The 14,337-nt window shown below is 70.1% G+C and carries 17 protein-coding genes; 9 read left to right on the forward strand and 8 right to left on the reverse strand.

Translation table 11 applies throughout. The features are described from left to right. The first annotated feature begins 6 nt into the window (after positions 1-6). Positions 7-792, forward strand: coding sequence for a polyphosphate kinase 2 (ppk2, locus tag EAT51_RS00915; RefSeq protein WP_130515909.1), 786 nt, complete (start codon positions 7-9; stop codon positions 790-792). Between the two features lie 155 nt (positions 793-947). Beyond that, positions 948-2,015, forward strand: coding sequence for a glycosyltransferase (locus EAT51_RS20720; RefSeq protein WP_323052876.1), 1,068 nt, complete (start codon positions 948-950; stop codon positions 2,013-2,015). An 18-nt stretch (positions 2,016-2,033) separates the two neighbouring features. On the opposite strand, the gene EAT51_RS00925 is transcribed toward EAT51_RS20720, so the two are convergent. The 3 genes from EAT51_RS00925 to EAT51_RS00935 are packed head-to-tail and all read right to left on the reverse strand — an operon-like array spanning position 2,034 to position 4,155. Next, positions 2,034-2,306, reverse strand: a complete 273-nt coding sequence (locus EAT51_RS00925) for an acylphosphatase (RefSeq protein ID WP_130516246.1) — start codon at positions 2,304-2,306, stop codon at positions 2,034-2,036. After that, positions 2,303-2,878 carry a TlpA family protein disulfide reductase gene (locus EAT51_RS00930; RefSeq protein WP_130515905.1) on the reverse strand — a complete coding sequence of 192 codons (576 nt, stop codon included), beginning with the start codon at positions 2,876-2,878 and terminating at the stop codon, positions 2,303-2,305. Before EAT51_RS00930 ends, EAT51_RS00925 begins: the two co-directional genes overlap by 4 nt. Beyond that, a complete protein-coding gene (locus tag EAT51_RS00935) occupies positions 2,878-4,155 on the reverse strand; it encodes a YihY family inner membrane protein (RefSeq protein ID WP_130515903.1) in 1,278 nt (425 codons plus the stop codon). Before EAT51_RS00935 ends, EAT51_RS00930 begins: the two co-directional genes overlap by 1 nt. Before the next feature lie 118 nt (positions 4,156-4,273). Between EAT51_RS00935 and wrbA the strand changes: the two genes are divergently transcribed. Genes wrbA through EAT51_RS00950 form a run of 3 tightly spaced genes read left to right on the forward strand, consistent with a single transcriptional unit; the run spans position 4,274 to position 5,774 of the window. After that, a complete protein-coding gene (gene wrbA / locus EAT51_RS00940) occupies positions 4,274-4,873 on the forward strand; it encodes an NAD(P)H:quinone oxidoreductase (protein ID WP_130515901.1) in 600 nt (199 codons plus the stop codon). After that, positions 4,870-5,232 (forward strand): DUF2069 domain-containing protein, encoded by a 363-nt coding sequence (locus EAT51_RS00945; protein ID WP_130515899.1) that lies wholly within the window; start codon positions 4,870-4,872, stop codon positions 5,230-5,232. Before wrbA ends, EAT51_RS00945 begins: the two co-directional genes overlap by 4 nt. A 56-nt stretch (positions 5,233-5,288) precedes the next feature. Further along, positions 5,289-5,774 (forward strand): asparaginase domain-containing protein, encoded by a 486-nt coding sequence (locus EAT51_RS00950; RefSeq protein ID WP_130516244.1) that lies wholly within the window; start codon positions 5,289-5,291, stop codon positions 5,772-5,774. Between the two features lie 676 nt (positions 5,775-6,450). Here EAT51_RS00950 and EAT51_RS00955 read toward each other — a convergent pair. From EAT51_RS00955 to sufT, 3 genes are all read right to left on the reverse strand, one after another. Then, complete coding sequence (locus EAT51_RS00955) at positions 6,451-8,217, reverse strand: S8 family peptidase (RefSeq protein WP_130515897.1); 1,767 nt, start codon at positions 8,215-8,217, stop codon at positions 6,451-6,453. Between the two features lie 409 nt (positions 8,218-8,626). Next, the gene (locus EAT51_RS00960) at positions 8,627-9,721 is read right to left on the reverse strand and encodes a branched-chain amino acid aminotransferase (RefSeq protein WP_130515895.1); all 1,095 of its coding nucleotides are present in this window, start codon (positions 9,719-9,721) and stop codon (positions 8,627-8,629) included. A 109-nt stretch (positions 9,722-9,830) separates the two neighbouring features. Continuing rightward, positions 9,831-10,382, reverse strand: a complete 552-nt coding sequence (gene sufT, locus EAT51_RS00965) for a putative Fe-S cluster assembly protein SufT (RefSeq protein WP_130515893.1) — start codon at positions 10,380-10,382, stop codon at positions 9,831-9,833. Between the two features lie 155 nt (positions 10,383-10,537). Here sufT and EAT51_RS00970 point away from each other — a divergent pair, with 155 nt between their 5' ends. Beyond that, complete coding sequence (locus EAT51_RS00970; protein ID WP_130515891.1) at positions 10,538-10,951, forward strand: hypothetical protein; 414 nt, start codon at positions 10,538-10,540, stop codon at positions 10,949-10,951. Positions 10,952-10,978: 27 nt separating this feature from the next. Here EAT51_RS00970 and EAT51_RS00975 read toward each other — a convergent pair whose 3' ends face one another. Next, positions 10,979-12,433: an NAD(P)(+) transhydrogenase (Re/Si-specific) subunit beta gene (locus EAT51_RS00975; protein WP_130515889.1), complete on the reverse strand. Its 1,455-nt coding sequence runs from the start codon at positions 12,431-12,433 to the stop codon at positions 10,979-10,981. Next, complete coding sequence (locus EAT51_RS00980; RefSeq protein ID WP_130515887.1) at positions 12,430-12,729, reverse strand: NAD(P) transhydrogenase subunit alpha part 2; 300 nt, start codon at positions 12,727-12,729, stop codon at positions 12,430-12,432. Before EAT51_RS00980 ends, EAT51_RS00975 begins: the two co-directional genes overlap by 4 nt. A 145-nt stretch (positions 12,730-12,874) precedes the next feature. Between EAT51_RS00980 and EAT51_RS00985 the strand changes: the two genes are divergently transcribed. Genes EAT51_RS00985 through EAT51_RS00995 form a run of 3 tightly spaced genes read left to right on the forward strand, consistent with a single transcriptional unit; the run spans position 12,875 to position 14,294 of the window. Further along, positions 12,875-13,447 carry an RNA polymerase sigma factor gene (locus EAT51_RS00985; protein WP_130515885.1) on the forward strand — a complete coding sequence of 191 codons (573 nt, stop codon included), beginning with the start codon at positions 12,875-12,877 and terminating at the stop codon, positions 13,445-13,447. Beyond that, a complete protein-coding gene (locus EAT51_RS00990; protein ID WP_130515883.1) occupies positions 13,444-13,812 on the forward strand; it encodes a hypothetical protein in 369 nt (122 codons plus the stop codon). The genes EAT51_RS00985 and EAT51_RS00990 overlap by 4 nt, the downstream gene beginning before the upstream one ends. Beyond that, complete coding sequence (locus tag EAT51_RS00995) at positions 13,809-14,294, forward strand: DUF3106 domain-containing protein (RefSeq protein ID WP_130515881.1); 486 nt, start codon at positions 13,809-13,811, stop codon at positions 14,292-14,294. The genes EAT51_RS00990 and EAT51_RS00995 overlap by 4 nt, the downstream gene beginning before the upstream one ends. Positions 14,295-14,337 lie beyond the last annotated feature (43 nt).

The following is a 14,337-nucleotide window of genomic DNA, read 5'->3' on the forward strand; positions in this document are numbered from 1 at the left end:
CCCGTCATGAGCAAGAAATTCAAGCGCAAGGACTACGAGGAAGCACTCGCGCCGCTGCAGCTGCAGCTGGTCAACCTGTCGCGCTGGCTGCTGCAGACCGGCAAGCGCGTGGTGGTGATCTTCGAAGGCCGCGATACCGCCGGCAAGGGCGGGGCCATCGATGCCATCCGCGAGCACCTCAACCCGCGCCAGTGCAAGGTCGTGGCGCTGCCCAAGCCGTCCGACCGCGAAGCCACGCAGTGGTATTTCCAGCGCTACGTGCAGCAGTTGCCGGCCGGCGGCGAGATCGTGCTGATGGACCGCAGCTGGTACAACCGCGCCGGCGTGGAACGGGTCATGGGCTTCTGCACGCCGGACCAGTACGCGTCCTTCCTGCAGCAGGTGCCGATCTTCGAACGCCTGCTGATCGACGACGGCATCCTGCTGTTCAAGTACTGGCTGACCGTGGACCAGGCCCAGCAGGAGGCGCGCTTCGCCGAGCGGCTGGAGGACCCACTCAAGCGCTGGAAGCTCTCGCCGGTGGATCTGGAGGCGCGCAAGCAGTACGCGGCCTATACCGAGGCGCGCGAGGCGATGCTGGCCGCTACCCATACTCACCACGCGCCGTGGACCCTGGTGGACTTCAACGACCAGCGGCGCGGGCGCATCACCCTGATCCGTGACCTGCTCTCGCGCCTGCCGGATACCACAGTGCCACCGGCCCGGCTGGACATGAAACCCCTGCACGGCAAGCTGCTGACCGAGAGCTACCACCTGATCGAGCCGATCCCGGACACCAGCGACGAGCGGTAACGCCGGTAACGCGTCAGCCGATGGCCCGGCGAGGGCGTCCGGGCCACAGCGACTGAATACACGGTGACAAATGCTGCCCCCGCAGCGTGACGAAATGCGCTAAACCTTTCATCATGTGTTCATCACGGCACCTGTGCCCGTGCCGGACGTCACCCATGCTGCATTTCGCCCCTGCTTCCGCCTCGCCCCCCCTCCCGCCGCGCGTCCGCCTGATCACCCGTGACAACGGGGTGGGGCTGCGCCGCGACCTGGTCATCATGTCGCGGGCCCTGGCCAGCGCGCAGATCGGCAGCCAGGCGCTGGCCTTCGGCGGGTCGCGGATGGGCAACAACCTGCGCCAGGCCCGGGCCCGACTGGGGGCCCTGGCCACCGGGCGCATCGAGACCCAGATCTTCCTGGAGCGCGTCTACCGGGGCTGCCTGCCGGCCGCCCGGCGCAACGTGCTGGTCCCCAATCCGGAGTGGATGCTGGACAAGTGGCTGCCGCTGCTGCCGCGGTTCGAGCGGGTGCTGTGCAAGACCCGCCACGCCGAGCGGGTGTTCGGCGCGCTGGGCTGCGAGACGCGCTACATCGGCTTCACCAGCGAGGACCGCTTCGACGCCAGCGTGCCGCGCCGCCGCGCCTTCCTGCATGTGGCCGGGCGCAGCACGGCCAAGGGCACCGAGGCGGTGGTCCAGGCCTGGCTGCGCCACCCGGAGTGGCCGACCCTGACGGTGGTGCAGTCGCGCGATGTGCCCCGGATCGTGGCCCCCAACATCAATCACCGCCTGGACTACCTGGACGATGCGCAGCTGCGCAAACTGCAGAACGCGCACGCCTTCCACCTGTGCCCGTCCGAGGCTGAAGGCTTCGGCCACTACCTGGTCGAGGCGCTGAGCACCGGCGCGGTGGTCATCACCACCGACGGCGAGCCGATGAACGAGCTGGTCACCCCCGAGCGCGGCCTGCTGCTGCAGCCCTCGGCGCAGCGGGCGATGGCGCTGGGCACGCGCTACCGCGTGGAGGCCGAGGCGATCGAGGCGGTGGTCGAACGCGCGCTGGCGCTCAGCCCCGAGACCTGCGCCGCGCTGGGCGAGGCCGCGCGGGCCTTCTTCCTGGACAACGACGCGGCCTTTCCGCAGCGCCTGGCCCAGGCCCTGCAGCTGTCGCTCGACCCGGAAGTGCCGCGCCGCGGCCTGGCCCGTCTGGCCACCGCCATGCTGCCGGGCCAGAGCACAGGCTGAGCACGACGGCGGCGGCCGTCAGCCGATGCCGAAGCCCGGCGCGACCGCCTCATCCCAGGCGGCACGTTCCAGCGTATCGACCCGCGCCAGCGCGGGGCCGTGCGCCAGCCAGGCAGCCAGCGCCTCCACGGCGGCGGGCTCGCCGCGCGCCACCACCTCGACCCGGCCATCGGCCAGATTGCGCGCGTAGCCGTCCAGCCCCAGCGCACGGGCCTGATCGCGGGTGGAGGCGCGGAAGAACACGCCCTGCACCCGTCCGCTGACCAGGAACCGGGCGGCGATGGCGCTCAGGACTTGGCCGCCGTGCCGGCGTCGACGGCCTGTTCGATCTCCTGCGGGGTGATCGGCCCGAGGAAGCGCTTGGCGATCCGGCCCTGCGGATCGAGCAGATAGGTCGTGGGCAGGCCGGCCGGCGGCTCGAACGCGGCCGGCGGGTGATCCATCGACACCTGCGCGATCGGATAGGCGACCGGGTGCTGCTTGAGGAAGGCCACCAGCGCATCCGGCGCGATGTCGTCGAAGGCCAGGCCGACCACGTCGATGTCCTGGCGCCGCTGGTCCAGTTCGGACAGGGCCGGCATCTCGGCCAGGCAGGGATGGCACCAGGTCGCCCAGAAGTTCACCACCACCCAGCGCCCGCGATGCGTGGCCAGGTCGAGCGTGCTGCCGTCGGTGGCGGTCAGCTTCAGCGCGACCGGGCCATCGGCGGCGGCCGGCGTGGACGGCGGCGCGGTGGTCGTTTCGGGCGCGGCGACGGCGGGTGCGGAGGTGGCGGGCGCCTGCGCGCGCTGGCAGGCCGCCAGCACAAGCAGCGCCGTGCAGGCCAGGGACAGGGACAGAACGCGGGAACGGGAGGGCGTCATCAGCGGGGCGACTCGGGCAGGTTGCGGTAGAGGGTGCCGGCGTGGTGCTGCAGCAGCTCGCGCACGGGCAGGCGGACGCGGTCCAGCGCCTCGCGCGCGGCCACGCCCAGCGCGTCGTCCTGGCAGGGCAGCGTCACCTCGGCGATGGGGATGCGCAGCTGGCAGGCCTCGTAGAGTTCGGCCAGCGTGGTGTCTTCCAGATCGCGGGCCAACAGCCACTGCCCGTCGTCCGCGCAGCGCAGCAGGTTGATGCGCGCCAGATGGCCGATCAGTTCCTGGACCAGCGAGTCGGTCAGCATCGGCTCGAGCTTCATGATCTGGTTGTCGGTCAGGCCATGGCCGTGGCGCCGCGCCTCGACGAAGCGCCCGAGCAGGCGCAACAGGCCGTAGATCTCGAAGCCCTCGGGCAGGCGCATGGCCTGCGGCTGGTAGCGGAAGGCCGCCATCGACGAGGCCAGCGAGGCGCCGAGCAGGATCGAGCTCCAGCTCAGATAGATCCACAGCATCAGGATCGGCGCCACCGCCACCGCGCCATAGATGCGCGTATAGGAATTGAAGCTGGCCAGATACAGGCCCATGCCCCACTTGATCGCCTCCAGCCCGACCGTGGCCAGCAGCGCGCCGGCGAAGGCGTAGCGCCACTGGATGGATCGATGCGGCACCACGCGGTAGATCGCGGCGATGGCGCACAGCTCGATCAGCACCGGCGCCAGCGACAGGGCCAGCGAGGCCACCTGCCGCCCCTCGGCGGTCCGGAACAGCGGCAGCGCGAACACCTTGGCGGTGATCGCCAGCGAAGCGGCCGACAGCAGCGCGCCCAGCGTCAGCACCGTCCAGTACATGACGAAGCGCCCCAGCCGCGGGCGCGTGCCCGACACGCGCCAGATGCGGTTGAACGCGGCCTCGACGCTGTTGAGCGTGATCAGCAGCGAGATCACCAGCGCGATCACGCCGGCCACGGTCAGATCGCGCGCCGCCGCGGCGAACTCCTTCAGATAGCCCTGCGCCGAGCGCGCCGCGCTGGGCACGAAGTTGGAAAACACGTAGTCGCTGAGCGTGTCGCTCCACTGGCGGAAGCCGGGGAACGCGGCCAGCACGCCGAACACCACCATTGCCAGCGGCACCAGCGCGAACATGGTCGTATAGGCCAGCGCGGCCGCGGTCTGGAACAGGCGGTCGTCCCAGAAGCGCCCCAGCAGAAAGCGCGCGAACGCCGTCAGCCGCGCCCGGTCGCGCACGTGCTCGTTCCAGCGATGCAAGGTGGAGGCCAGGGACATCGGGGCCAAGCCTACCCGAAGTGGCGTGGGCGGCTGTGGTGGCGGCCATCCTCGTCCGCGACAAGCCGGCCTGTCAGCGCCGATACTGGCGCCCCCTTGCCGCGTGGATGCCCCGCCGATGCCCGAGATCCTGGTCCTCTACTACAGCCGTGGCGGTTCGGTCGCGCGGCTGGCGCGGCAGATCGCACGCGGCGTCGGCGAGGTCGAGGGCATGGCGGCGCGCCTGCGCACCGTGCCGCAGGTGGCGGTGGTGACCGAGCGCAGCGCGCCGCCGATCCCCGAGGAGGGGGCGCCCTACGTCGACAAGCAGGATCTGGCCGACTGCGCCGGGCTGGCGATCGGCAGCCCGACGCGCTTCGGCAACATGGCCGCGCCGATGAAGTTCTTCTTCGATTCGCTGGGCGCCGAATGGGCCAGCGGCACGCTGGTGGGCAAGCCGGCGGCGGTGTTCACCTCCACCGCCAGCCAGCACGGCGGACAGGAAGCGACGCTGCTGAGTATGCAGATTCCGCTGCTGCACCACGGCTGCCTGATCGCCGGCATTCCGTTCACCGAGCCGCAGCTGAGCACCACGCGCACCGGCGGCACGCCTTATGGCGCCAGCCACGTGGCCGGCGGCGAGGACGATCCGCAGCCCAGCGAGGAAGAGGCCGCGCTGGCCCGTGCGCTGGGCCGGCGTCTGGCCGACATCGCGCGTCGGCTGCAGGCCACGCCATGAGCGGCGTGCGCACCCCGCGCCCGCTGCTGGCGCTGATGCTGCTGGCGCTGTCGGCGCTGTTCGGCTGGTGGTTCCGCGACGATCGCCATGTGCTGGCCACGCTGCTGGTGTTCACCGCCCCGCCGCTGGTGCTGGCCATCGGTGCGCGGCTGGGATCGCGGCTGGCGGTGTTCTGGTCGGGTGTGCTGGCGCTGGGCTGGTTCAGCCACGGGGTGATGACGGCCTGGTCGCATCCGGAAGTGCGGCTGTACGGCTGGATCGAGCTGCTGCTGGCGCTGGCCATCGTGCTGACCTCCAGCTGGCCGGGGCTGCGCGCGCGGCTGGGCCGCAAGCCGAAGGCCGGCGGCGACGCACGCTAAAATCGTCCGTCTTCGATCCCTGCCTGGACCACGCCGTGAACGCTCTTTCCTCGCCCATGGACGATCTGCTCATCGTCACCACCGGCGGCACCATCGACAAGATCTACTTCGACGACAAGTCCGATTATCAGGTCGGCGAGCCGCAGATCGGTCGCATCCTCAAGGAGCTGGGCGTCGCGTTCCGCTTCACGGTGATCCCGATCATCCGCAAGGATTCGCTGCACATCACAGACGCCGACCGCGAGTTGATGCGCGCCACCATCGCCGCGCAGTCCGCGCGCCATGTGCTGATCACCCACGGCACCGACTCGATGGTGCAGACCGCACAGGCGCTGGCCTCGCTGGAGGACCGCGTGATCGTGCTCACCGGCGCACTCAACCCGGCCGGCTTCCGCGGCTCGGACGCCGAATTCAACATCGGCTGCGCGGTCGGTGCGGTGCAGTCCGCGCCGGAAGGCGTGTGGATCGCCATGAACGGCCGCATCTGGGATCCGCGCCATGTGCGCAAGAACGTGGCGGCCAACCGCTTCGAACCGGCCTGAGGAGGCGTGGCTGTCAGCGGAGGCTCTTGCGCGGCCGGACTTCCCACCACGGGAACCTGAAAGATCTACTCCAGATTGAGAGAGCACATCGCCTGAGCGCCCTACTTCGGAAGGGCAGCGGTCCGGCGGGCAGGGGCCGCTTATCCCTCAATCAGGGCATCCTGCCCTGATTCGGGCGCTCGGCTCCTGCCTCGCTAGGCGCGCCCCCTGCCCGCCGGCCCGCTGCCTCGCGCGTCATGTGTTGAGGCTTCGGTTCGAAAGAAGCCCCGATCCATCCGCAGAGGGCCTCTACCGGTTGGGTGCGGACCCCAGTCAGCGTGGGAGCCGCCATGGCGGCGATGGGCTTTTCTCATCAAAGCTTCAGCGCTGCTCAAGCATTGCCCGGCCGAGCCTCATCGCCGCCATGGCGGCTCCCACCAAAGCACGAGGCGCGGTCAGTCCTTTCCCATCCCGGCGTCGGCGGACTGAGCCGAGGAGCCGCGCCCGGCCGGATCAAGGCTGGCGGGCGAAGTGCGCTCGTCGTAGCGCACGCACCCGCACTCCAGCGGAACAACAAAAAAAACCCGCCGGGCATCCCTGCTCCGGCGGGTCGTTCGTTGCGCGCTTCCTTACGGCGCAGGGCGGGCGTCCTTAACCCCGCGCAATCCTTGCGCGACCCTGCGAACCTGGTGACGGATTACGGGGTGTAGCTCCCGGTCAGCTGCACGCCCGAATAGGTCGAGTAGGCCTTGACCCGCACGTAGTAGGTCCCGGTCTGCGGCGAGGCGAAGCTGCAGCTCTCCGAATTACCCGACTTGTACGGCCGGCAGGCGTAGGTCGAATCGGTCGGCGCACTGCCGAACCTCACATACAGGTCCGCATCACCCGAGCCACCGCTGATGGTGAACTTCAGGTTGGTGGCGCCGGCCGGCACGTTGAGCGTGTAGTTGACCGAATTGCCGGTACTGGCCGACAGCCCGGTCACCGCCACGCCGTTGGTGAGCGTCGAACCACTGCTACCGCCGCCGCCACTGCTACCGCCGGCCTTGGCCGCATCCACCGCCGCGCGCGCCTGCACGATGCCGGCGCCGATCGGCTGCGACGGCGTGGACGGGAAGGCCCGCGCGGTGTTCTTCAGGATCATCTCGACCTGGGCCGGGGTCAGCGCCGGGTTGGCCACCGACTGCATCAGCGCCACCACGGCCGCCACGTGCGGAGTGGCCATCGAGGTACCGCTGTAGGAGGCGTAGGTCTCCGAACCCGGCGAGGTGGTGCCGGAATTGAGCGTGGAGAGGATGTTCGAGCCCGGCGCGGCGATGTCCACCAGCGAGCCGTAGTTGGAGTAGCTGGCCCGCGCACCGCTGCTGGTGGTGGCACCCACGGCGATGACGTTGTTGCAGTTGGCCGGGCTGGCGTTGGAGACGTTGGTGTTGTCGTTGCCGGCGGCGATCACCAGCGTGGTGCCGCGCGACACGGCGCTGTTGATCGCCGATTGGGTCGTGCTGCCGCAGGCGCCGCTGCCGCCCAGGCTCAGGTTGATCACCTCTGCCGGGTTCTGGTTGGCCGGCACGCCGCTGACCGTGCCGCCGGAGGCCCAGATGATCGCGTCGGCGATGTCAGAGTCGTAGCCACCGCACTTGCCCAGCACGCGCACCGGCAGGACCTTCGCGCCATAGGCGATACCGGCCACGCCCTTGCTGTTGTTGGTGACCGCGGCGATGGTGCCGGCCACGTGCGTGCCGTGCCAGCTGGAGTTGGAGGCGCCGATGCCGGCGCCGCACTCGTTGGCCGCATAGGCGTCGCCCGGATCGGAGGCGTCGGAGTCGCGCCCGTTGCCGTCGTTGGCCACGAAGGTGTCGGCGATGAAATCGTAGCCGGACAGGACGTTCGCATTGAGGTCCGAATGCGAAGTGATGCCGGTATCGAGCACCGCCACCACCGTGCCCGCGCCGTTGGTCACGTCCCACGCGGTGGTGGCGTAGATGCCGCCGGTACCGGTGCCCAGGTCCCACTGGTCGCCGAAGCGCGTGTCGTTGGGCGTGAGCGTGGCATGGTTGAGCTTGTCGACCTCGACGTACTCGACGTCCGGATCGACGGCCAGCTGGCGCATCAGCGTTTCGGCGTCGGCGCGGTCCAGCTTGCGGCTGGCCACCAGCACGTCCGAGCCCACCGCGGTGCGGCGCAGGTGCCGCAGCCCCAGGGTGGCGCCCTGCGCCGAGGGCACGACGCGCGCGACGCTGCTCAGGGACTGGGTCAGCGACGCGTCGCTGGTCGCCTTGGTGCTGCCGTCACGGTACTTGACGATGAAACGCTGGAATCCCTGCTGCTCGGTCGACTGCAGGCCGCTGAGGTTGACCCGACCCTGGGCCATCGCCGGGGACAACACCATCGTGGACAACGCGATGGCGGTTGCGGCGGTCAGGGCACGCAGCTGCAGACGACGCTTGGACACAACATCGGACATCGTGAATTCCTTTTTCGCTTGAGTAGACCGCGCTTGGCGCGGAGAAGAACCGGCGATGACCCACGGCCACATCGGGGGCTGTTTGGCGTGGACTGCAGCGCGTGTGACCTCCGGCGGACGGGCTTGCCGTTGTGGCGAACCTGACCGAAACCTAACCGAGGCAAACGTGCCGCGAGATGGCCTCGATGTCATTTTGTGACCGAGTGCGTCATGAAAAAAACTCATCTAGACACCCACTGAAACCATCAGGATGCGAGCTGTTGCGGTCGAAACCTGTCCTGTCTTGGCCTTTCATGGCCTGAGCGCGTCATTCCGCGACCTCGGCGAGACATCCCTCGCCGCAAACGACGACGCCCGGCGCGAGGCCGGGCGTCGGGGGCCGCTTGCTGCGGCGCGTCAGGGTCTGCGATCAGGCATCCAGGCGCACCAGCCAGCCGTGGCGGTCCGGCAGGCGGCCGTACTGGATGTCGGTCAGCTCCTTGCGCAGCGACATGGTGACCTCGCCGGCCGGCGCATCCGGGCTGCCCACGGCGAAGCCCTCGCCCTTCAGCTCGCCGATCGGGGTGACCACCGCGGCGGTGCCGCAGGCGAAGACCTCGGAGATCGTGCCGTCGGCCACGCCCTGCTTCCACTCGTCGATGGAGACCTTGCGCTCCTCGACCTGCAGGCCGCGGTCGCGCACCAGCTGCAGGATGGATTCGCGGGTGATGCCTTCCAGGATGCTGCCGGACAGCGCCGGGGTGACCAGGCGGCCGTCGGCGAAGACCAGGAACACGTTCATGCCGCCCAGTTCCTCGACGTACTTGCCCTCGACCGGGTCCAGGAACAGCACCTGCGAGCAGCCCTGAGCCTGGGCGATGGTCTGCGGCAGCAGCGAGGCGGCGTAGTTGCCGCCGCACTTGGCCGCGCCGGTGCCGCCCTTGCCGGCGCGCGCATAGTCGGTGGACAGCCAGATCGAGACCGGCGCCACGCCCTTGGTGAAGTACGGGCCGGCCGGGCTGGCGATGACGTAGTAGGACGCCTTCTGCGCCGCGCGCACGCCCAGGAAGGCCTCGTCGGCGATCATGAAGGGGCGGAAATACAGGCTGGTTTCCGGCGCCGAGGGCACCCAGGCGCCGTCGACGGCGATCAGCTGGCGCAGCGACTCGACGAACAGCTCCACCGGCAGCTCCGGCAGCGCCAGGCGCTTGGCCGAGCGCTGCAGGCGCGCGCCGTTGGCCTGCGGGCGGAAGGTCCAGATCGAGCCATCGGCGTGGCGATAGGCCTTGATGCCTTCGAAGATCTCCTGGCCGTAGTGCAGCACCGAGGCGGCCGGATCCAGCGACAGCGGACCGTAGGGCTGCACCCGGGCGTCGTGCCAGCCGTCGGCGCGCGTCCAGCGGATGGCGACCATGTGGTCGGTGAAGTGGTTGCCGAAGCCCGGTGCGGCGAGGATCGCCTGGCGATCGGCATCGCTGCGCGCGGCGGCGGAGGGCTGGACGGTGAAAGCCTGTGACGAAGACATGGACCGCGACCTTGCTGGAGGACAAAACCCGGCAAGGATAGCGCCGCGCGCGCGGCGATTCACCCGACGCGACCACACGCAACCAATGCGCCGGCCCCGGCGCGGCGCCTTACAGCATGCCGGTTTCCAGACGCGCGGCCTCGGACATCATCGTGCGGTTCCAAGGCGGGTCGAACACCAGCTCGACATCGGCCTCGGTGACGGTGGGGATCATCTCCAGCTTGCTGCGCACGTCGTCGACCAGGATCTCGCCCATGCCGCAGCCGGGCGCGGTCAGGGTCATCTTGACGCCCACCTCGCGCTCGCCGCCGTCGCGATGGCGCAGGTCGACCTCGTAGACCAGGCCCAGATCGACGATGTTGAACGGGATTTCCGGGTCGAAGCAGGTGCGCAGCTGGCGCCAGACCAACTGCTCGACCTGCTCGTCGCTGGCGTTGTCGTCCAGTTCCAGCGGCTCGGGCGGCTCCTTGCCCAGCGCATCGGCGTCCTTGCCCGCGATGCGGAACAGGTTGCCTTCGACGAAGACGGTGTAACTGCCGCCCAGGGCCTGGGTGATGTAACCGTAGGTGCCGGCCGGGAGCGTCACCGACTCGCCGGCGGGCACCATGACGGCGGCGCAATCACGCTCGAACTGGACCGGTTCGCTGCTGCTGGAATACATGGGGGAGAAATGGGGACGCGGGGCCGCGAGGCAAGCGCGCATTCTACCCGGCGCATCGCCCGGCCACGGCGCCAAGCCGCGCGCCACAGCGTTGCGGGCCGATCGCGCCGGCCGGGACGGGTATGCTTGTCCGATTGCCCTGCGCGCCGTTGCCGATGCCCGCCCCGTCCGTTCGCTTCCCTCCGCTGACCGCCCTGGTCGTCTTCGCGCTGCTGGCCCTGCTGCAATCGCTGATGTGGATCGGCCTGGCCGCCTGGCTGGACCGCCAGTGCGGCTGGATGGCGCTGCTGCCGGCGCTGACCGCGGCCTGGCTGCTGCGCGCCGGCGGCATGGCGCCCGGCGCGTGGCGCGCACTGTGGGCCGGCCTGCTGACCCTGCTGACGGTGGCCTGGGCCAACTGGGGCATCGTGGTGCTGCAGGTGGGCGTGATGATGGGCGTGACGCCGCAGGAATCGGCCGGCAAGCTCGGCGCGCACCTGGCCTGGACCCTGATCACGCTGGCCACCACGCCGCTGGACTGGGCGCTGATGGCCCTGGCGGTGATCGTGGCGGCGGTGCTGGCGCGCTGAAGTCCAGGGCGCAGTGCTGTCGGCGGCTCAGTGGCCGCCGTCGAGCGCCTTGAGTTCGCTGACCAGCGCGCTGGCCATCTCCGCGCCGTCGCCGTAGAGCATGCGCGTGTTGTCGGCGTAGAACAGCGCGTTCTCGATGCCGGCAAAGCCGGTGCCCTTGCCGCGCTTGATGACGATGACGTTGCGGGACTCGACCACGTCCAGGATCGGCATGCCGTAGATCGGGCTGGCCGGATCGGTCTTGGCGACCGGGTTGACCACATCGTTGGCGCCGATCACCAGCGACACGTCGGTGTTGGGGAACTCGGGGTTGATGTCGTCCATGTCGGCGATCAGGTCGTAGGGCACGCCCGCCTCGGCCAGCAGCACGTTCATGTGTCCGGGCATGCGCCCGGCGACCGGGTGGATGGCGAACTTCACCTTCACCCCGCGCGCGATCAGGCGCTGGGCCAGCTCCCAGATCTTGTGCTGGGCCTGGGCCACGGCCATGCCGTAGCCGGGCACGATCACCACGCGTTCGGCGTAGGCCATCATCGCCGCCACGTCGCCGGCCTCGATCGGCTTCTGCGTGCCGCTGATCTCGGCCGCAGCACCGCCGCCGCCGAAGTTGGAGAACAGCACGCCGCTGACCGGACGGTTCATCGCCTTGGCCATCAGCCGGGTCAGCAGGATGCCGGCCGCGCCAACCATCATGCCGGCGATGATCAGCGCCTCGTTGCCCAGCACATAGCCCTCGAAGGACACCGCCAGGCCGGTGAAGGCGTTGTACAGCGAGATCACCACCGGCATGTCCGCCCCGCCGATGGGCAGGGTCATCAGCACGCCCAGCGCCAGCGCGGCCACGAAGAAGGCCACGATCGCCAGCGGCGACAGCGACACCGCCGCCCACACGCCCAGCGCGACCACCGCCAGCGCCACGCCCAGGTTGAACAGCTGCTGGCCCGGGAAGGTCACGCGCCGGTCCAGGCGCCCGTCCAGCTTGGCCCACGCGATCACCGAGCCGGACAGCGACACCGCGCCGATGGCCGAGCCGATCACCGCCAGCGCCAGCGTGGTCGCCCCGGGCGCACGCGCGGCCAGCTGGGCCACGGCGGCCTCGCTCCAGTTGGACGTGTCGCGATGGACGATGAAGGCGTAGCGCAGCAGCTCCACCGCGCCGATGGCCGCGGCCGAACCGCCGCCCATGCCGTTGTACAGCGCCACCATCTGCGGCATGTCGGTGATGGCCACCTTCTTGGCCGAGATCCAGGCCGCGCCGACGCCGATCGCCATCGCCAGCACGATCAGCGCCAGGTTGTGCAGGCCCGGCAGGAAGAACGTGGCGCCGGTGGCCAGCAGCATGCCCGCGCCGGCCCAGCGGATGCCGCTGCGCGCGGTCACCGGCGAGGCCATGCGCTGCAGGCCCAGCAGGAACAGCGTGGCCGCCACCAGATAGCTGGCGCTGACCACCCAGTCCAGCACGCCCACGGTGGTCGGGTTCACGGCGCGTCCCCGGGTTTGCGGCTGGGCTTGAACATGTCCAGCATCCGCTCGGTCACCACGTAGCCGCCGGCGGCGTTGCCCGCGCCCAGCAGCACCGCGACGAAGCCCAGCGCCTTCTCCAGCGTGGTATCGGCATGGCCGAGCACCACCATCGCGCCGATCAGCACGATGCCGTGGATGAAGTTGGAACCGGACATCAGCGGCGTGTGCAGGATCACCGGCACGCGCGAGATGATGACGTGGCCGGCGATGGCCGCCAGCATGAAGATGTACAGCGCAACGAAGCCGTCGATCATGGAACCGCGCTCCTCATGGACCCGCGCCCGGCACCGACCGGGGCGGGGCGCATCATAACCGCGACCTGACCGGGCCCGCCGCGCCGGTCAACCGCGCCGCGCGCGGCGCGTTTGCTCCGGTAACCGTGCTGCGTTGGCTATCCTCGTGCTGGTGAGTCCCCTGCTCCCCGATCCACCCGACATCCAATCGCCTGCGCCCGCCGTGCCCCCGGCCTCGCTGGAGGCGTTCCTGGGCGGCATCTCCACCCGAGCCTTCCGCTTCGCCGAGGCCGGGCTGCGCAGCCGCGAGGACGCGCTGGACGCGGTCCAGGATGCGATGATCAAGATGCTGACCTACGCCGACAAACCCGCCGCCGAATGGACGCCGCTGTTCTGGAGCATCCTGCGCCGGCGCATGATCGACCTGCAGCGCCGCGGGCGCTTCCGCCTGCGCTGGATGGTGCCGGCCAGCGAGCGCAGCGAGGAGTCGCTCATCGACTGGGCCGATCCGCACGCCGGCCCGGCCGACACCCACGACCAGCGCGAAGGCTATGCGCGTCTGGTGGAAGCCCTGCGCGGCCTGCCGGCCCGACAGCGCGAGGCCTTCACCCTGCGCGTGCTGGAGGAGCTGGACGTGGCCCAGACCGCGCGTGCGATGGGCTGCTCGGAAGGCTCGGTCAAGACGCATCTGTCGCGTGCGCGCGACGCTCTGCAGAAACAACTGGAGGAGTTCCGATGAACGCCCCGTCCGACTTCGACCACCGCATGCGCCAATGCCATGCCGCCTCGCTGCAGGCGCTGTCGCCGCAGACACTGGCGCGGCTGCGCGATGCGCGCCACGGCGCCGGCCGTGCGCGGCGGCCGCGCGGCTACGCCTGGCTGGGTGCCAGTGCGTTGGCGGCCGTGCTGGCGGTGGTCGCCGCCGCCCGGCTGATGCCGCCGTCTTCCCTGGCCGTTTCGTCCAGCGCCACCCACCAGGTGCTGGCCGTGCAGGCCACCCTGCCTTCCGATGCCACCGACGCCTATGTCAGCACCGCCGACGTGCTGGACCAGAACCCGGACCTGTACGTCTGGCTGGGGGCCTCGGACACCAAGATGGAATGACGCCCATGCGCCGCTTTGCTTCCCCCCTGCTGCTGTTGCTGCTCGCGCTGTGCTCCGTCACGGCCACCGCGCAGGACCGTCGTCCGCCGCCCCCGCCTCCGCCGCCGCCGGGCGACCAGGGGCCGCAGCAGAACTGGCCGGCCTGGGACCAGCTCACTGCGCAACAGCGCGACGTGCTGGTCTCGCAGCTGCGCGATCGCTGGAACGACGACCCGTCCCGGCGCGGCCGGATGATGGACCACGCCCAGCGCTGGCAGCGCATGAGCCCGCAGCAGCGCGACCAGGCCAAGCGCGGCATGGAGCGCTACGAGCGCATGAGTCCCGAGCAGCGCGACCAGGCCCGCGCCCTGTTCGACCGGATGCGCACCCTGTCCCCGGCCCAGCGCAAGCAGCTGCGCGACCAGTGGGACGCCATGACGCCGCAGCAGCGCGAGGACTGGGTCCGCGCCCACCCGCCGTCGCCGGAAGACGATCCGGATTGAGGGTGTGCGCCGTCTTCGTGGCCTTCGGGCCAGTGGCGGCGAT

Source organism: Pseudoxanthomonas winnipegensis (genome assembly GCF_004283755.1).
Classification (GTDB): Bacteria; Pseudomonadota; Gammaproteobacteria; order Xanthomonadales; family Xanthomonadaceae; genus Pseudoxanthomonas_A; species Pseudoxanthomonas_A winnipegensis.